This is a genomic window from Acidovorax sp. T1, assembly GCF_002176815.1.
GTDB lineage: Bacteria > Pseudomonadota > Gammaproteobacteria > Burkholderiales > Burkholderiaceae_C > Acidovorax.
The window spans coordinates 297,595-315,639 of sequence record NZ_CP021648.1 but is presented as its reverse complement, the minus strand read 5'-3'; the positions used below and the strand labels follow the sequence as shown (position 1 = coordinate 315,639).

The 18,045-nt window shown below is 66.1% G+C and carries 15 protein-coding genes and 1 pseudogene; 6 read left to right on the top strand and 10 right to left on the bottom strand.

What is annotated here, in order from left to right:
• Nucleotides 1-2: 2 nt before the first annotated feature.
• The 6 genes from CCX87_RS01485 to CCX87_RS01460 form a co-directional block, all read right to left on the bottom strand.
• Nucleotides 3-920 carry an amidohydrolase family protein gene (locus CCX87_RS01485; RefSeq protein ID WP_087743210.1) on the bottom strand — a complete coding sequence of 306 codons (918 nt, stop codon included), beginning with the start codon at nucleotides 918-920 and terminating at the stop codon, nucleotides 3-5.
• Between the two features lie 13 nt (nucleotides 921-933).
• Nucleotides 934-1,617, bottom strand: a complete 684-nt coding sequence (gene ligK, locus CCX87_RS01480; RefSeq protein ID WP_087743208.1) for a 4-carboxy-4-hydroxy-2-oxoadipate aldolase/oxaloacetate decarboxylase — start codon at nucleotides 1,615-1,617, stop codon at nucleotides 934-936.
• 29 nt (nucleotides 1,618-1,646) lie between these two features.
• Nucleotides 1,647-2,675 (bottom strand): amidohydrolase family protein, encoded by a 1,029-nt coding sequence (locus CCX87_RS01475; protein WP_087743206.1) that lies wholly within the window; start codon nucleotides 2,673-2,675, stop codon nucleotides 1,647-1,649.
• Nucleotides 2,676-2,705: 30 nt separating this feature from the next.
• Nucleotides 2,706-4,082, bottom strand: a complete 1,377-nt coding sequence (locus CCX87_RS01470; protein ID WP_087743204.1) for an MFS transporter — start codon at nucleotides 4,080-4,082, stop codon at nucleotides 2,706-2,708.
• Between the two features lie 72 nt (nucleotides 4,083-4,154).
• The gene (locus CCX87_RS01465; RefSeq protein ID WP_087743202.1) at nucleotides 4,155-5,273 is read right to left on the bottom strand and encodes a 4-oxalomesaconate tautomerase; all 1,119 of its coding nucleotides are present in this window, start codon (nucleotides 5,271-5,273) and stop codon (nucleotides 4,155-4,157) included.
• An 85-nt stretch (nucleotides 5,274-5,358) separates the two neighbouring features.
• The gene (locus tag CCX87_RS01460) at nucleotides 5,359-6,282 is read right to left on the bottom strand and encodes a LysR family transcriptional regulator (RefSeq protein ID WP_087743200.1); all 924 of its coding nucleotides are present in this window, start codon (nucleotides 6,280-6,282) and stop codon (nucleotides 5,359-5,361) included.
• A 75-nt stretch (nucleotides 6,283-6,357) separates the two neighbouring features.
• Between CCX87_RS01460 and CCX87_RS01455 the strand changes: the two genes are divergently transcribed.
• The 4 genes from CCX87_RS01455 (at nucleotide 6,358) to CCX87_RS01440 (ending at nucleotide 10,323) form a co-directional block, all read left to right on the top strand.
• Complete coding sequence (locus tag CCX87_RS01455; protein WP_087743198.1) at nucleotides 6,358-7,236, top strand: HpcH/HpaI aldolase/citrate lyase family protein; 879 nt, start codon at nucleotides 6,358-6,360, stop codon at nucleotides 7,234-7,236.
• 51 nt (nucleotides 7,237-7,287) lie between these two features.
• Nucleotides 7,288-8,283: a tripartite tricarboxylate transporter substrate binding protein gene (locus tag CCX87_RS01450; protein ID WP_087743197.1), complete on the top strand. Its 996-nt coding sequence runs from the start codon at nucleotides 7,288-7,290 to the stop codon at nucleotides 8,281-8,283.
• A gap of 90 nt (nucleotides 8,284-8,373) precedes the next feature.
• Nucleotides 8,374-9,546 carry a CoA transferase gene (locus tag CCX87_RS01445; protein WP_087743195.1) on the top strand — a complete coding sequence of 391 codons (1,173 nt, stop codon included), beginning with the start codon at nucleotides 8,374-8,376 and terminating at the stop codon, nucleotides 9,544-9,546.
• 87 nt (nucleotides 9,547-9,633) lie between these two features.
• The gene (locus CCX87_RS01440) at nucleotides 9,634-10,323 is read left to right on the top strand and encodes a hypothetical protein (protein WP_087743194.1); all 690 of its coding nucleotides are present in this window, start codon (nucleotides 9,634-9,636) and stop codon (nucleotides 10,321-10,323) included.
• Between the two features lies 1 nt (nucleotide 10,324).
• Here CCX87_RS01440 and CCX87_RS01435 read toward each other — a convergent pair whose 3' ends face one another.
• Nucleotides 10,325-11,230, bottom strand: a complete 906-nt coding sequence (locus CCX87_RS01435) for a LysR family transcriptional regulator (RefSeq protein ID WP_087743192.1) — start codon at nucleotides 11,228-11,230, stop codon at nucleotides 10,325-10,327.
• A gap of 122 nt (nucleotides 11,231-11,352) precedes the next feature.
• On the opposite strand from CCX87_RS01435, the gene CCX87_RS01430 reads away from it, so the two are divergent.
• On the top strand, nucleotides 11,353-12,219 hold the full coding sequence (locus CCX87_RS01430; RefSeq protein WP_087743191.1) for a pirin family protein: 867 nt from the start codon (nucleotides 11,353-11,355) through the stop codon (nucleotides 12,217-12,219).
• An 86-nt stretch (nucleotides 12,220-12,305) separates the two neighbouring features.
• Nucleotides 12,306-12,482: pseudogene (locus CCX87_RS01425) on the top strand (hydrolase); the annotation flags it as partial.
• A 198-nt stretch (nucleotides 12,483-12,680) separates the two neighbouring features.
• On the opposite strand, the gene CCX87_RS01420 reads toward CCX87_RS01425, so the two are convergent.
• The 3 genes from CCX87_RS01420 to CCX87_RS21195 form a co-directional block, all read right to left on the bottom strand.
• Nucleotides 12,681-14,240 (bottom strand): transposase, encoded by a 1,560-nt coding sequence (locus tag CCX87_RS01420; protein ID WP_087743189.1) that lies wholly within the window; start codon nucleotides 14,238-14,240, stop codon nucleotides 12,681-12,683.
• 108 nt (nucleotides 14,241-14,348) lie between these two features.
• On the bottom strand, nucleotides 14,349-16,196 hold the full coding sequence (gene lpdA / locus CCX87_RS01415) for a dihydrolipoyl dehydrogenase (protein ID WP_087748113.1): 1,848 nt from the start codon (nucleotides 16,194-16,196) through the stop codon (nucleotides 14,349-14,351).
• 13 nt (nucleotides 16,197-16,209) lie between these two features.
• Entirely contained in the window at nucleotides 16,210-18,042 is a 1,833-nt protein-coding gene (locus CCX87_RS21195) for a 2-oxo acid dehydrogenase subunit E2 (protein WP_087743187.1), read from the bottom strand.
• Between the last annotated feature and the right edge of the window lie 3 nt (nucleotides 18,043-18,045).

Below are 18,045 nucleotides of genomic sequence, written 5' to 3'. Positions count from 1 at the left end.
GATCAGACTTCCTCTGGCCAGTAAAGACGCATGGGATTGTCCACCAGCAGCTTGCGCTGCAGTTCGGCCGTGGGCGCGATGTGGGGAATGAAGTCCACCAGCAGGCCGTCGTCGGGCATATGGTCCTTGAGGTTGGGGTGCGGCCAGTCGGTGCCCCACAGCACGCGATCGGGGAACTCCTCGACCACACGGCGCGCGAACGGCACCACGTCCTGGTAGGCATTCTGTTCGCCATCAAGCGCCTTGGGGCCGGTGATGGACAGGCGCTCGGGGCACGAGACCTTGCTCCAGACATTGGGGTGCTCGCGCATGAACTTGAGAAACAGCTCGAACTCGGGGCCGTCGATGGGCTTGCTCACATCGGGGCGGCCCATGTGGTCCACGACCACCGTGGTCGGCAGGCTGGTGAAGAAATCCCACAGCTCGGGCAGGTCGACGGCCTCGAAGTAGATCACCACATGCCAGCCCAGCTTCTGGATGCGGCCGGCGATTTCGAGCAGCTCGTCCTTGGGCGTGAAGTCGACCAGGCGCTTGACGAAGTTGAAGCGCACGCCGCGCACGCCGGCGTCATGCAGCGCCTGCAGCTCTTCATCACTGATGCTGCGCTTCACGGTGGCCACGCCGCGCGCCTTGCCGCCCGCGGACTTGCAGGCATCGACCATGGCGCTGTTGTCGGCACCGTGGCAGGTGGCCTGCACGATCACATTGCGCGCAAAGCCCAGATGGTCGCGCAGCGCAAACAGCTGCTGCTTGCTGGCGTCGCAGGGCGTGTACTTGCGCTCGGGCGCGAACGGGAATTCGTTGCCCGGGCCAAACACATGGCAATGGGCATCGACCGCGCCCGCGGGCACCTGGAATTTCGGCTTGGCCGGGCCGCTGTACCAGTCGAGCCAGCCGGGGGTCTTTTCAAAATTTGCCATTTTTTGCAGTCCTTCAGTCGATGTAACGCAGGCCTGCCTGGGCCAGCGGCTCGCGCATCTTGTACATGTCGAGGCCCAGCACGCCCGAGGCCAGCTTGGCGCGCTTTTCGCCTTCGAAGCTCTCGCGCTTTTGCGCGGCCTCCAGCGTGGCGACGGCCCTGGCCGCGGGCACGCAGACCACGCCGTCGTCATCGGCGACGATCACGTCGCCGGGAGTGACCCACATGCCGGCGCAGACCACGGGAATGTTGACCGAGCCCAGCGTCGCCTTGATCGTGCCGCGCGACGAGATGGCGCGGCTCCAGACCGGGAAGTTCATTTCCTGCAGTGTCTTCACATCGCGCACGCCGGCGTCGATGATCAGCGCGCGCGCGCCGCGCGCCTGGAAGCTGGTGGCCAGCAGGTCGCCGAAATAGCCGTCCGTGCATTCCGAAGTGATGGCCGCGACGACCACGTCGCCGGGCTGGATCTGCTCGGCAACGACATGCATCATCCAGTTGTCGCCGGGCTGCAGCAGCACGGTGACGGCCGTGCCCGACACCTGCTGACCCGCATAGATGGGACGCATATAGGGCTTGAGCAGGCCCACGCGGCCCATGGCCTCGTGCACCGTTGCCGAGCCCAATGCTGCCAGGCCGTCGGCGGCCGCCTTGTCGGCACGTTCGATATTGCGGTAAACCACACCGAGTTCGTACATTGCTAGTCTCCTGTCTGTTGTCGGCCTGCTTACAGGCCCTTCTTCTTGAGCGCGGCGTCGAGGCGCGTGAACACGCGGCGCGCATTGCCTTCGTAGACCTGGAAGCGCTCTTCCTCGTTGAGGTTCACCGTGTCCTCGATGTAGCGCTTGGTGTCGTCGTAGTAATGGCCCGTGGTCGGATCGATGCCGCGCACCGCGCCAATCATCTCGCTGGCAAACAAAATGTTCTTGACCGGGATCACCTTGGTGAGCAAATCAATGCCCGGCTGGTGGTAGACGCAGGTGTCGAAGAAGATGTTGTTGAGCAGGTGCTCGTCGAGCAGCGGTTTTTTCAGTTCCTGCGCCAGGCCGCGAAAACGGCCCCAGTGGTAGGGCACGGCGCCGCCGCCATGCGGGATCAGGAACTTGAGCGTGGGGAAGTCCTTGAACAGGTCGCTGGTCAGGCATTGCATGAAGGCCGTGGTGTCGGCGTTCAGGTAGTGCGCGCCCGTGGTGTGGAAGCAGCTGTTGCAGCTGGTGCTCACGTGGACCATCGCGGGAATGTCGTACTCGACCATCTTCTCGTAGATGGGATACCAGCTGCGGTCCGACAGCGGCGGCGAAGTCCAGTGGCCGCCCGAGGGATCGGGGTTGAGGTTGATGCCCACGTTGCCGTATTGCTCCACGCATTTCACCAGCTCGGGAATGCAGGTCGCGGGATCGACGCCCGGCGACTGCGGCAGCATGGCCGCGGGAATGAAGTGCTCGGGAAACAGTTCGCTGACGCGATAGCACAGCTCGTTGCAGATCGCCGCCCAGGTCGACGAAGTCTCGAAGTCGCCGATGTGGTGGGCCATGAAGCTGGCGCGCGGGCTGAAGATCGTCAGGTCGGAGCCGCGCTGCTTCATCAGCTTGAGCTGGTTGTTCTCTATGGTGTCGCGGATCTCGTCGTCGCTGATCTTCAGCGAACTGGCCGACGGGGCCTGGCTGGGGTCCTTGAGGCCGGCAATCTGCAGGTCGCGCCAGGCGCCCAGCGCTGCGGGAGCCGTGGTGTAGTGGCCGTGTACGTCAATGATCATCGCAATGTTCTCCTGTAATTCTGAATGGGCTTAATGCGCGGCGGTGCGGCCCACGGTCTCGCCATGGGGCTTGGGACTGAAAACTTCCTTGACGATCAGCGCGCCGGTGGCGACCAGGCCGGCCACCGCAACCACGCTGAAGATCTCGCTGAAACCAAGGTGGCGCGCCGACAGCTCGGCAACCAGGAACGAGCCGGCAATGCCGCCGAAGCGGCCTATGCCCAGCATCCAGGCCACGCCCGTGGCCCGGCCGCGCGTCGGATAGAAGGCCGCAGCCAGCGCCGGCATCGACGACTGGGCGGTGTTCATGATCGTGCCGGCAAGAAACACCGACACCACCAGCCAGCCGAGGTTGCCCGCGGTCTGGCCTATCCACCAGATCGACACCGCAGTCAGCGCATAGCCGACGGCAATGATGCGCGTGGCATTGAAGCGGTCCATCAGCCAGCCGAAGAACACCGCGCCTACGCCGCCCAGCGGGAACAGCGCCGCGACCAGCGCGCCGGTCTTGGGGTCCAGGCCGGCGTCGCGAAACAGGATGGGCATCCAGTTGATCAGCGCATAGAAGATCACCAGGCCCATGAAATAGGCCAGCCACATCATGACCGAGCCCACGCGGTACTGCGCCGACAGCACCACGCCTATGCCGCTCTTGGCGTCCGACTCCGGCGCGGTCTCGGTCAGCACGAAGCGCTGCACGCTCTTGACGCTGTCGCCCGCGATGCGCAGCAGCACGCGGCGCACGCGCTCCATCGGGTAGCCTTTGGCCACCATATAGCGCACCGACTCGGGCAATTGCCACAGCAGCAGCGCGACCAGCACCAGCGGCAGCACGCCACCCAGTATCAGCACGCTGCGCCAGCCCAGCAGTGGAATCATCCAGGCCGCGAGAAAGCCGCCAAACGCCGCGCCCAGCGGAAAGCCGCAGAACATCGCATTGGTCAGCGTCGCGCGCCGGCTGTCGGGGCAGTACTCGCTCATCAGCGTCACCGCGTTGGGCATGGCCGCGCCCAGACCCACGCCGGTGACGAAGCGCAGCGCCGTGAGGGTCCACAGATTGGGCGAAAACGCCGAACCCAGGCAGGCCAGGGCAAACAGCGCCACCGAGCCGACCAGCACCACCTTGCGGCCGAGCTTGTCGGCCAGCGGTCCGGCGCTGAGCGCGCCCGCGGCCAGGCCGAACAAGGCGGCGCTGAGCACCGGCGCGAGATCGGGCTTGCTCACGCCCCACTCGGTCATCAGATGCGGGGCGATGTAGCCGATGGCCGAAGTGTCGAAGCCGTCGAGCAGCACGATGAAGAAACACAGCGCGAAGATGCGCCACTGGAAACCCGAGAACGGGTGTTCGTTGAGCAGGGTCTGCACATTCACGGCAGAGCCTGTCTCACGCGGGGACTTGGAGGACATAACGCTTCACTTCACTCTCGCGGCCGGCGCCCGGATCGACGCTGGCCATTGCAAACATCTTGCGCCCGGCAATCAGCGCTTGCCGTCCCAGGCGCTGCGCGGCACCATCACTTCGCCGCGCATCAGCAGGCGCGCGGTGCGCAGCAGCGCGGCCTTGGTCACGACCGAAGGCTGGTCCGGATCGCTGTCCAGCGTGACGCTGAACTCGCCCGTGGGATGCTCGACCGAGACCGTGACGCTGCCCGCGCCCTGGGGCACCTGGGCCACGCCCTCGCAGACCGTGCCGGGCATCTTCACCGCTGTGCCCACGGTCACCGCCGCAAGCACGCCGATGGCGTCATGGCAGGCGTGGGGAATGAAGCTGCGCGTGGTCAGCGCCCCGCCATGCGCGGGCGGCGCGATCAGCGTCATCTTCGGGTAGTTCTTCTGCGTCACGTCGCCCAGGCCCATGCGCTGCGAGATCTGCAGGCGCAGCGCCTCGATGCGGCGCTTGAGGTCGGTGTCGGCATTGAGTTCGGCAACGCTTTCCTGGCCCGTGCGGCCCACGTCGGCGGCGCGCAGTATGACCAGCGGCATGCCGTTGTCTATGCAGGTCACGTCCAGCGTGAAGTCGTCAAAGCCTTCTCCGGTGACGGTGATGGTGTCCCTGGGCTGGCCCGTGGGCAGCAGGCTGGAGCAGACCGAGCCCGCGGTGTCGAGAAAGCTGATGTCCACGGGTGCCGACTGGCCCGGTGCGCCGTCGATGCGCGCCTGGCCCTCATAGGAAATCTGGCCGCCCGGCGTCTGCACCGTGATGTCGGCCGCCATGTCGGTGTTGAGCGTCAGCACGCGAAAGGTGCTGGTCTCGCCGCGCGCGCTGACCATACCGGTCTCGAGAGCGAACGGCACGACCGCGGCCAGCATGTTGCCGCAGTTGGGCGTGGTGTCTACGGTGTCTTTCTCGGGCTGGAGCTGGGCAAACAGGAATTCGAGATCAATGCCTTCGCGCTGGCTCAGCGACACCATGCCGACCTTGCTGGTCAGCGGGTGGGCGCCGCCAATGCCGTCGATCTGGCGCTTGTCGGGCGAACCCAGCGCCGCGAGCAGCACCTTGTCGCGCGTTGCCAGGTCTTGCGGCAGGTCTTCGGCGCGAAAGAACGGGCCTTTCGAGGTGCCGCCACGCATCAAAAGGCAGGGAATGGCCGTTTGCATTGCTGTTGTCTCTCCTGTGTATTGCTGCACATTCTGAACACTTGCAGCGGACCCCACCAGCCTTATCGCCCGCTAGCAGGTATAGCTATTCGGCATAACCCGCAGAGGGCCTGCTGCCGGGAACGGCATAGCCGCGCTCCAGCACCACCGCCTGGGCGCATTCGACCAGCCGGCGTATGCGTGCCAACCGCGGCGAGGAGCGCAGCCACAGCGTGCCAAAGCGGCGCGACTCGGTCTGTCCGGGCAGCGCCAGCCGCACGACGTTGTGGCCGTCGGGCCAGTCGAGCGCGGTGTCGGGCACGACGGCCACGCCCAGGCCGCGGTCGACCATCATGGAGATCGCCACCAGCGAACTCAGCTCGAAGCGCTCGCGCTGCACCGTGATCTGGTTGGCGCGCAGGTAGCGCTCTATCATCTGCCCGCCGCCCAGGCTGCGGTCGTAGCGTATCAGCGGCTGACTGCGCAGCAGCTCGAACGGCGTCAGGCCGGCGAGATGGCGCGGCGCCAGCAGTATCAGCGACTCCTCGCGCAGCAGCGACCAGTCAAAGGCCTTGGACAGCGCAAACGACGGGTAAAGACAGATCGCCGCGTCGAGCGTGCCCTGCTGCACCGCCTGGTAGACCTGCTGGGTCGTGCCTGACTGCAGGAAAACCTTGACGCCGGGCAGCTCGGCCACGAAGCGCGCCAGGATGTCGGGCAGCAGGCTGTGCAGCGCGGTGTTGATCGTGCCCAGGGTCAGCTCGCCGACCTCGGATTCCTGGTTCACATGGGTGCGCGCATGGGCCAGGTCGCGCAGCAGCTGCGGCGCGGTCGCGGCCAGGCGGTGGCCCGCGGGCGTGGGCGCCACGGTGCGCCCGGCGCGCGCCAGCAGCTCGGTGCCGAACTCGCGCTCCAGCGTGCGCATCTGCTGGGCCACGGCCGCGGCCGTGAGGTGCAGGCGGCGCGCGGCCTCGGCAATCGATCCGGTTTCCATGACCAGCAGGAAGCTGCGCAGATATTGGGTTTCCATTCGATCATTATTTCTTTCTTTTGAAGAAAGATTGCATGTGTTTCTTTTGTTTTTTGCGCGTTCCACAATGGCCGCATGAGAAGCAAACTGTTTGTCCCCGCATCCCGCCCCGAGTTGTTCGCCAAAGCGCTGGTCGGCGCGGCCGACAGCCTGTCCTTCGACCTCGAAGACGCCGTCGCCGAACCGCGCAAGGACGAAGCGCGCGCGCTGCTGCAAGGCTTTCTGCGCAGTCCAGAAGCCCTGGGCGGCCACCGCAAGACGCTGATCGTGCGCATCAACGCGATGGACACGCCACATTTCGAGCGCGATGTCGCGGACATCGTGTGCCCCGCCGTGCACTGGATCAACCTGCCCAAGCCCGAGAGCGCCGCCGACGTGCGCGCCGCCGCCGACGCCGTGGAGCGCGCGGCGCGCGCCGCGGGCATGGCCCGGGCGCCGCGCCTGCTACTGAACATCGAGACACCGCGCGCGCTGCGCCTGGCGCATGAGATTGCCTGCGCCCATCCGCTGGCCGTGGGCCTGCAGGTGGGCCTGGGCGATCTGTTCGAGCCCTATGGCGTGCACCGGCGCGAGCCCGCGGCCATTGCCCAGGTGCTGATGAGCGTGCGCATGGCCGCAGCCGAGGCCGGCATCGCGGCCTACGACGGCGCGTTTGCCAACATCCAGGACGCCGAGGGCTTTCGCGCCGAAGCCCAGCTTGCCGCGCGCCTGGGCTTCACGGGCAAGACCTGCATACATCCCAGCCAGGTGGCGACGGCCAACGAGGTGTTCCAGCCCGGCGCCGCGGAACTGGCCAGCGCGCTCAAGGTGGTCAGCGCCGCGGCGCTGGCCGATGCCGACGGCGTGGGCGCCTATGTGGTCGACGGAAAGATGATAGACAAGCCCTTCGTGCTGCGCGCCCAGGCCATCGTCGCCCAGGCACGGGCGCTGGGACTGATTGCAGACGACAACTGATGGCCAGGGGCCCAAGAGCCCGCCGAGACGAATGACAACCAGGAGACAAAAATGCAGACCTTGAACCGCAACCCCTTGCTGCGCCGCAGCCTGCTGTGCAGCGCCGCCGCGCTGGCCGTCGCCGGCTTCGCGCCGCTGGCCCAGGCCCAGCAATACCCCACCAAGCCGATCACCATGGTCGTGCCCTACCCGCCGGGCGGCTCCAACGATTCGTTTGCGCGCCAGATCGCCAAGGAGCTGGGCGATGTGCTCAAGCAGTCGGTGATTGTCGAGAACCGTCCCGGCGCCAGCGGCAACACCGGCACCGGCCAGGTCGCCAAGGCCCAGGCCGACGGCTATACGCTGGTTGCGGTCTCGTCGAGCATGACGACCAACTCCGCCGTGCAGACCAAGATGCCTTTCGATCCCGTCAAGAGCTTTGCGCCCGTGGCGATGTTCGCGCGCGGCCCGTTCATCGTCGCCGTCAACAATGATTTCGCGGCGCGCACACCGGCCGAGCTGATCAGCGCCGTCAAGGCCAACCCCGGCAAGTTCAACTACGCGTCTTCGGGCACGGGCAGCGTCAACCATTTCGCCACCGAGCTGCTGCGCTCCATGGCGCCGGGCTTCGACATCACCCATGTGCCCTACAAGGGCCAGGGTCCTGCCGTCACCGACGTCATCGGCAACCAGGTGCAGCTGATGATTTCCAGCGGCCCGTCCATCCTGCCCATGGTGCGCAACGGCAAGCTGCGCGCGATCGGCATCACCAGCCTGCAGCCCAGCCCGGTCGCTCCCGACCTGACGCCCATGGCCGCGGCCGTGCCGGGCTACGAGTTCGACCTGTGGTGGGGGCTGCTGGCGCCCGCGGGCACGCCCGCGCCCATCGTCAACCAGCTCAATCAGGCGGTGAACCAGATACTTGCCAGCCCGCAGATCAAGGCCAACTTCCTGCGCGAAGGCGCACTGACGTCATCGATCTCGCCCCAGCAGTTCGGCGAAGTCATCCAGAAGGACGTCGAGCGCTGGAAAAAGCTCGCCAAGGACCGCAACATCGTGGCCGACTGAACGGTCGCCACTTCCCCAGGCAGCGCCGCGGCATGCGGCCTGCCGCCATGGGCTCAAGGCCCATGGCATTCCAGTGAGACACAAGACACCATGCAGCAAGACCTGACAGAACAGCGGCCCGGCCCGCGCGGCCCCCTGAGCGGCATTCGCGTGCTTGATTTGAGCGCCTACATTGCCGGCCCCTATGGCTGTTCACTGCTCGCCGACCAGGGCGCCGAAGTCATCAAGATCGAGCCGCCCACGGGCGACAACCTGCGCAAGTACCCCTCGACGCTCGAGGCCGAAAGCCGCGCCTTTGTCGGCGTCAACCGCAGCAAGTGGGGCATGGTGCTGGACCTCAAGCAATCCGAGGAACTCGCGACGCTGCTGCGCCTGGTGCGCGACGCCGACGTGCTGGTGCACAACTTCCGCCCCGGCGTGCCCGAGCGCCTGGGCATTGCCTTCGAGCAGCTCACGCAGATCAATCCGCGCCTGGTCTACTGCAGCGTCACGGGCTACGGCGCCAGCGGCCCGCTGCGCACCAAGGCCGGCTACGACCAGGTGCTGCAGACCATGACCGGCATGTGTGCCATGCAGGCCAAGGAAGGCGGTCCGCCCGAAATCCTTTATGGCTCGGTGGTCGACTACTACGCTTCGGCGCTGGTTGCCGCGGGCGTATCGTCCGCCTTGTACGAGCGCGCGCAAAGCGGACTGGGTCAGCATGTGGGCGTGTCGCTGCTGCGCGCGGCGCTGACCATGCAGTCGGCGCGCCTGGTGTGGGCCGAAGGCGAGCCGCGCGAGATAGGCCGCGACATGCGCTCGGGCGGCATCACCGGCATCCATCCGACACGCGAAGGTCACCTCTACATCTCGGCCAACACGCCGCATTTCTGGCAGGCGCTGTGCGAGAAGGTCGGCCTGGCCGAACTCGCCGCCGACCCGCGCTATGCGAGCGTGCGCCTGCGCGCCCAGCATGCCGATGAACTGGTGCCGCTGCTGCGCCAGGCGCTGGCCGCGCGCAGCGCGCTGGAATGGGAAGCGCTGTTTGGCGAAGCCGTGCCCTGCGCTGCGGCGCGCGCGGTCGAAGACATGTTCGACCACCCGCAGGTCGCGGCCGAGGAAATGATTGCCGATATTGCCCACCCCACGCTGGGCAGCTACCGCGGCTTCACGCGCGCCATTGCCTTTGACCGCACGCCCGGCCCCGCGCCGTTTGCCGCGCCCACGCTGGGGCAGCACACGCAGTGGCTGCGCGACACGCTGGACTCCCAGCCGCCGCGGTAAACAGCAAGTCAAGCGCTTTGCCGACAAGGCGGCATTCAACCATCTGCTGGAATATACGGCTGGTTGAAATTCCGCCTTCTCGAGACAATGACACAGAACCGTGCACTTTTTTGCCGCCCGCCGACCCGCACGGCCCTGCTGCTTTCCAGCCTGCTGCTGGCCCCCACGCTGCAAGCCGGCAACGGCGCGCTGGATGCAACGTTCAAGGCATTCACCCGCTGCGATGGCACATTCTTCTCCAGCCTGCATGCGCATGCGCCCGCGTGGAAAAAACACGTGGGGCTCAAATCCGCAGGCAGCATCAGCTGGATTCCCGTCGGAGAGCGCGCGTACAACGCGGCCAACTTCGCGCCGCTGCGCAATGCGCCGCAGGTGGGCGGCGTGAAGCTGCTGTCCTATTTCGACAAGAGCATCGATCTCGACCTGCTGGGCAACTACCTGTTCTGGGGCTTTGTGGTCGAAGGCAGCCCCGACAAGGTTGCGCAGCAGCTGCGCCCGCTGATCGATCAGGGCGCGCACCTGAAACCGGTGAAAGCGCTTTATGCCCGGGGCGAAGTGCGCAAGGACGGGCTGTGGCAGCCGGTCGCCACCCTGTCCGGCGACGCGCCTGGCCGCAGCCGCCTGGAGCGGGTGCTCATACTGGAGCCCGATGAAGGCAGCCAGGGCGGCAGGACGCGGGTGACCTGCACGCTGCAAGGCGCGGTGGACAGCGCGGTGATGACCGAGCTCCGGCCCGACATCCCCGCGGCCGACCACCCCCAGCCGCCGCCGCAATAGTTCAATCCTCCTGCAGCGCCGCGAAGCGCTCGGCCAGGAAATCGAGCAAGGCCCTGACCGAAGGCAGCAGGCCGCGGCGCGAAGCGAACACCGCATGGATGATTTCGCTGCGCGGCGCCCAGCCGGGCAGCAATTCAACGAGTTCGCCGCGCGCGCAATGGCCGTTGATCATCATCCGCGGCAACTGCACGATGCCCACGCCGGCAATGGCCGCGGTGCGCAGCGCGAACATGCCCTGCGTGACGAAGCGCGGCGCGTGGGCAATCCTGGCGTGGGCGCCGTCCGGCCCGATCAGCGCCCAGGCATGGTCGGTCTGTGGCTGGCCCAGCCCCATGCTCGGCAGACCGGCCAGATCGGCCGGATTGCGCGGCATGCCGGTCTTCTCCAACAGCCGCGGGCTGGCCACCAGGCACTGGTCGCGCTGGGCGAACACGCGCATCACCAGGTCGCTGTCATCGAGCGGCGGCGGGCGCACGCGTATCGCGAGATCGATGCCTTCGCCCAGCACATCCACACGGCGATTGGTTTCCTCCAGCTGGATCTGCACGCGCGGATACAGCGCCATGAAATCCGCCAGCATCGCGGCGACGCGCGCATCGAGCAGCGCCACGGGACAGGTCATGCGCACCGTGCCGCAGGGCTCGGCCTGGGTCAGGGCAATCGCCTCCTCCGCGGCATCGGCCTCGACCAGCATCGCCTTGCAGTGCTGGTAGTAGGTCTGGCCAATGTCCGTCACGGCGAAGCGCCGCGTCGAGCGCTGTATGAGGCGCACGCCCAGCCGTTCCTCGAGCAGCGCGATGCGCCGGCTGAGCTTGGACTTGGGCACGCCCAGGGCGCGGCCCGCGGGTGCGAAGCCACCCTGCTCCACCACCTGCACGAAGTAATAAAGATCGTTGAGGTCTCTCATGCGCTCATTGTTCCTCAAATAGAACGATGAAGGCAAATATTGCTGACTACCGCCAGAATCGTTCTGGATTTATTCTCTAGCCATGCATTCGAGGCACCGCCTCGTGCCACAGGAGAAAAGCCATGAAGAAGATCCTCGCAACCTACAGCGCGCCCCGCCCGCACTGGGTGGGCAACGGCTTTCCCGTGCGCTCGCTGTTCAGCTACAACAGCCACGGCGCGCATCTGAGCCCGTTCCTGCTGCTCGATCACGCCGGCCCGGCGCAGTTCACGCCCACCGACCAGCCGCGCGGCGTGGGCCAGCACCCGCACCGCGGCTTCGAGACCGTGACCATCGTCTATGAGGGCGAAGTCGAACACCGCGATTCCACCGGCGCCGGCGGCCTGATAGGCCCGGGCGACGTGCAGTGGATGACTGCGGCCGGCGGCATCCTGCATGAAGAGTTCCATTCAAAAGCGTTCGCGCAACGCGGCGGAACGCTGGAAATGGTGCAGCTGTGGGTCAACCTGCCGGCCAGGGACAAGCTGGCCGCGCCGCGCTACCAGACGCTGCAGGACGCGCAGATTCCGTCGGTGGCGCTGCCCGAAGGCGCGGGCCAGGTGCGCGTGATCGCGGGCGAGTTCGACGGCCAGCGCGGCCCGGCGCAGACTTTCACGCCGGTCGATGTGTGGGATGTGCGGCTGCAGCAAGGGCGCGCCGCGCGCTTCGACACGCCCGCGGGCCATACGCTGGCGCTGGTGCTGCTGCACGGCACGGTGCTGGTCAATGGCCAGGAAGTGGTGCGCGAAGGCCAGCTGCTGCAGTTCGAGCGCGACGGCAGCGGCGTGGAAATCGAAGCCAACAGCGATGCCACGCTGCTGCTGCTAGGCGGCCAGCCGATTGACGAGCCCATCGTGGGTCACGGGCCGTTCGTGATGAACACCCAGGCGGAAATCGCCGAAGCGATCACCGACTTCAACAGTGGCCGCTTCGGCCAGATGCACGCCTGATACCGTCGGTGCGACCGGCCATGTCGCCGGCCGCACCGGCTTTTCCCGCCCTGACGGGCTTTGTTTATGAGTTCAAAGGAAATACCATGTCCAAGCCTTATGTGCGCCTCGACAAGAACGACGTCGCCGTGCTGCTCGTCGACCACCAGACCGGCCTGCTGTCGCTGGTGCGCGATATAGACCCCGACAAGTTCAAGAACAACGTGCTTGCACTTGCCGATCTCGCGAGCTACTTCCAGCTGCCGACCATACTGACCACGAGCACGGATAGGCGTTTTAACCGCATGAGGCCAAGTATCGCACCGCGGAAGCGCCATCAAGCCGGCTGAGACACTCGATTTTCCCGCCCAGGTGTCAGGTTCACCACCAGGGTTTGGCGTTCAGGAGAGTGATTTGCGGCGCTCGGCGTGTACCGGGCGCAGAGCCAGTTCGCGGCAAGTCAAAATCGCCGCTTTGTTCATTCACCAACTGATGCGCTGATCGACCTCAAAGTCCGGTGCCGGTTGCGCCGCTAGGTCCCAGTCTGCTGGCTCGGTTTGCGCCCCGTCATCCATCTGCGCATCACTACAGTCATCCCACAGCGGTGGCCCGCGCGCCGGGGAGATGCGGGGTGGCTCTGAATCTGCCCCGATGTGGTCCAGGATGTGCCGGATGTCAGCGCTGTGCGTAATGAACGCGATGATGCGCATATGCCCGCCACACAGCGGACACAAGAGGGGGAACACCTCGTAGATGCGGGCGATCAGCACCGCCCACAGGTAGTGCGCTGCACGCTTGGGCAGCACCGGCTCGCTCTGGGATGGCAGCGCGCTGCTCATCGGTACCACACCAGGCGCGCACTCCCCCGTGCTGATCGACGCGCCCAGCACGGGAGCGGCTTGCGCCGGTGTCGCCAGCGCCGTCACCGCAGCCCTGAGCGGCGAGTTGGGTGCCAACACGCCAAAATAGCGGTGCCGGTGGGTGCGTGGCGGGGGAACCAGCGCGGCAATGCGGTCGATCAGCTCCAGCGGTGTGAGGTGCAGCTCATCAACCTTGGCACCGCGCTTGTCGCTGGTGGGTTCGCTGCGCTGCTTGCCGCAGCGGTACACCAGTTTGCTTCCCTCTTTGCGCAGCCTGTCCATCGCAAAGGGTGGGCGGGCGCAATAGCGCAAGAGCCGCTCAAGGCCTGGACGGTCGTGGGATTCAATGCACACCCCGGCATCCACCGAGAAACCGCTGTGTTTGTACCCCAGCATCTCTTTTGCCTCGAAGTTCTCCAGCAGCCCACGGCCCACAAAGGCGCGCAGGATACGTTTTTGCAGTGTGGTCTGCACTTGTGCCACGGGTGTCGCATCGATGCCGGTGGCAGGGTGGAATACGACACCTGACGCAGAGACTTGCATTGCGGCATCAGCGCTGCCCTCGCCTGCCACCTCCTCAAACACCCCGTCCACCACACAGACGTGGAAGTGGACGTGTTCGTTCAGGCTGGAGCCGAACCTGTGGATGAAGGCCACTGCGCCGATGTGCAGGCTTTCCTTGTCTGCATTGGCCGCGCCAATGCAGTGCGCCTGCAGGCTTTGCGCAATCACCCGCAGGAAGATGCGCAGCACCATATTGAGCACTGGCCCGTCGCGCTGCATGAAGTAACGAAGCCGCTTGGGAACCGACAGCACCCACTGGCGCACCGGCAGGCGGGGGAATACGTGATCGTTCAGGTGCGCTGCTGTCTCCACCATGCGCCGGGTGGTGCACGAGGGGCAGACTCCCCGGCCTTTGCAGGAGAAAGCGACGAAGTAGTCGTGCCCACAGTCGCCGCAGCGAGCGCGGGCAAAGCCATGGGCAAAGATGCCGCACTCAAGATACTTGGCAAACGCTTTGCGCACGAAGGGCTTGGGGGTGTGGTGGTCGCCCTGGCCGTCGAACTGACCCGCGCTGGCCAACTCTAGCCAGGTCTCGTAGTGCTCGGCTACCGTTTGGTAGAGCAGCGTGCGTTCGGGGTGGCGTGGGTTGTAGAGCTTGGGCTTGGAAGTGGCTGACATGAATACTGTACAAATGCACAGTATTCTGCGGCGATTGTTTGGGTACGCAAAGCACAAGGCCCGAACCGTCGCCAGTTCGGGCCTTGTCAGGGTAGCTTGGCTGCGGACTTACTTGCGCGCAGGCGGCACATCCGTGCAGCTGCCATGCGCCACTTCCGCCGCCATGCCGATGCTCTCGCCCAGCGTCGGATGCGGGTGGATGGTCTTGCCGATGTCGACAGCGTCCGCACCCATCTCGATGGCCAGGGCGATCTCGCCGATCATGTCGCCCGCATGCGTGCCGACCATGCCGCCGCCCAGGATCTTGCCGTGGCCCCGGCCAGCATGGCCGTCTCCTGATCCTGCTTCGGGGCTGTCGTCGAACAGCAGCTTGGTGACGCCTTCGTCGCGGCCGTTGGCAATGGCGCGGCCCGAGGCCGCCCAGGGGAACAGGCCCTTCTTGACCTTGATGCCCTGCTGCTTGGCCTGGTCTTCGGTCAGGCCCACCCAGGCCACTTCGGGGTCGGTGTAGGCCACGCTGGGGATCACGCGGGCGTTGAAGGCGGCGCTGGCCAGTTCCTTGTTGCCCTGCAATTCGCCGGCGATCACTTCCGCCGCCACATGCGCCTCGTGCACCGCCTTGTGCGCCAGCATGGGCTGGCCCACGATGTCGCCGATGGCGAAGATGTGCGGCACATTGGTGCGCATCTGGATGTCCACGTTGATGAAACCGCGGTCCGTCACAGACACGCCGGCCTTGTCGGCAGCGATCTTCTTGCCGTTGGGGGTGCGGCCCACGGCCTGCAGCACCAGGTCGTAGGTGCCTTCGCTCTTCGTGCCGTCCAGGCCCTCGAACTGCACCTGGATGCCTTCGGGCGTGGCCTGGGCGCCCACGGTCTTGGTCTTGAGCAGGATGTTGTCGAAGCGGTGCTTGTTCATCTTCTCCCAGACCTTGACGAGGTCGCGGTCCGCGCCCTGCATCAGGCCGTCCATCATCTCGACCACGTCCAGGCGGGCGCCCAGCGTGCTGTACACCGTGCCCATTTCCAGGCCGATGATGCCGCCGCCGACGATGAGCATCTTTTGGGGCACGCCCTGCAGCGCCAGTGCGCCGGTGGAGTCCACCACGCGCGGATCGTCGGGCATGAAGGGCAGGCGCACGGCCTGGCTGCCAGCGGCGATGATGGCCTTCTTGAACGCCACCACCTTTTTGCTGCCGGTCTTGTCCTGGCCGGTGCCGGTGGTTTCTTCCACTTCGAGGTGGTTGGCACCCACAAAGGCGCCGTAGCCACGCACGATGGTGACCTTGCGCATCTTGGCCATCTGGCCCAGGCCGCCGGTGAGCTTGGCGATGACCTTTTCCTTGTGGCCGCGCAGCTTGTCCACGTTTACGGTGGGCGCGCCGAAGTCCACACCCAGGTCGGCCATGTGCGACACTTCGTCCATCACGGCGGCCACATGCAGCAGCGCCTTCGAGGGAATGCAGCCGACATTCAGGCACACGCCGCCCAGCTGGGCATAGCGCTCGACCAGCACGACCTTGAGGCCCAGGTCGGCAGCGCGGAAAGCGGCGCTGTAGCCGCCGGGGCCGCCGCCAAGCACAAGCACGTCGCACTCCAGGTCGGCGCTACCGGCAAAGCTCTTAGCTTCTGTTTTGATAGCTGCTTGCGCTTGCGCTGCGGGCGCTGGAGCTGGTTTTTGCTCCAAAACTGCGGGTGCAGCAGCGGGCGCTGCGGCCTGCGCCGTCTCCAGCGTGAGCAGCACGCTGCCTTCTGCGATCTTGTCGCCGAGCTTCACCTTGAGCTCCTTGACCACGCCCGCGTGGCTGGACGGAATCTCCATGGAGGCCTTGTCGGACTCCACGGTGACCAGGCTTTGCTCGGCCTTGATGGTGTCGCCGGGTTGAACCAGCACTTCGATGACGCCCACTTCGGCGAAGTCGCCAATGTCGGGGACTTGGATATCGATCACTGCCATGTTCATGTTCCTTTCACAGCAGGATGCGGCGGTAGTCCGCCAGGATTTGGCCCAGGTACACGTTGAAGCGTGCAGCGGCAGCGCCGTCGATGACGCGGTGATCCCAGGTGAGCGACAGCGGCAGCATGAGGCGCGGCACAAACTGCTTGCCGTCCCACACGGGCTCCATCTGGCTCTTGCACACGCCCAGAATGGCCACCTCGGGCGCGTTGATGATGGGCGTGAAGTAGCGCCCACCAATGCCGCCCAGGCTGGAGATGGTGAAGCAGGCGCCGCTCATGTCGGCCGGGCCCAGCTTGCCGTCTCTGGCCTTCTTGGCCAGCTCGCTCATTTCCTGGCTGATCTGGAAGATGCCTTTCTTGTCTGCGTCCTTCAGCACGGGAACCACCAGGCCATTGGGCGTATCCGCCGCAAAGCCGATATGGAAGTACTGCTTGTACACCAGGCTGTCGCCGTCCAGGCTGCTATTGAAGTCGGGGAACTTCTTGAGCGCGGCCACGCAGGCCTTGATGAGGAACGCGAGCATGGTGACCTTGATGCCACTCTTCTCGTTTTCCTTGTTGAGCTGGACACGGAACGCCTCCAGATCGGTGATGTCGGCGTCGTCGTGGTTGGTCACGGCGGGAATCACCACCGCGTTGCGCGTGAGGTTGGCGCCGCTGATCTTCTTGATGCGGCCCAGTTCCTTGCGCTCCACCGGGCCGAACTTGCTGAAGTCCACCTTGGGCCAGGGCAGCAGGTCCAGGCCCACGCCCGTGCCGCCACCACCCGCCGGGGCCTTGGCGGCCTGGGCCTTGGTCTGCACGCTGCCGGTCATCACGCGCTGGGTGAAGGCCTGCACGTCAGCAAACAGCTCGGCCAGCACCGCCTGGGCCAGCGGGTGCAGATGGATCTCGGGCTCTTCGAGCAGCACCGTGCTGCCGGGCGGCACGCTGTAGGCCACCGTGAGCACCGGCAGCACCTGCGCCACACCCACCCCCACGTCGCGCAGGTTGGCAGCCACGCCATCCTTGTGCACCAGCAGTTCGTAGCGGCTGGAGCGCCCCAGCTGGCGCACCTCGATGCGGTCGGCCAGGCCCATGCGCTGCAGCCCCGCCGACACGCTGCGCAACACCGCGCCCTGCCCCGCGCCCGGCTGCAAGGCATCGGACAGCAGGGCGTTGATGGCCTGCTGGCCCTCGGCCCCCACAGAGCCCGAACCGCCCTTGTTCCACACCTGGTCGCGCGCGGGCCGCTGGCGCAGCGGGCCCAGGTAAACAATGGCCTCCAGCTCGCGGCGCAGGGCCAGGCTCAGGTCTTGCAGATGGGCGCCATCGGGGCCCAGCAGGGCAATGGCCTCGGCCGAGAATGCAATCGAGCGCTCGGGCGCCAGGTGCAGCCCCTTGCCGCGTGGCCGGGGTTCGCCATCCACCCACACCGCATAGGCCCCGCGCTCCCGGCGCACAGCCCGAAACTCCCGCGCCACGGTGGACAGCGACAGCGCCTGCACCACCACGGCGCCGCTGGCCGTCTGGCCATAGCTGCAGGCAAAGCGGCCCTGGCGCACGCGTTCGCCCTCGGGGCGCTCGAATTCCAGCACGATCTCAAACTGGCGCGGGGTCGCGCCGTGCGCCAGCAACGCGTCAAAGCTGCCCAGGCTGACCATGTCGTGGGCCTCGTCGCCCCCCAGGTTCAGGTGCACCGTGCGATCAGGCGCCGCCGCGGTCTGCTTGAGCAGCAGCAGGCTTTGCAGCAAGGTGGATTTGCCCGACGAATTGCTGCCCAGCAGCATGGTGACCGGCGCCAGCCGCACGCTGCCACTGTCGCGCCAGGCCTTGAGGTTCTTGAGCTGCAGGTGCTTGATCATGTG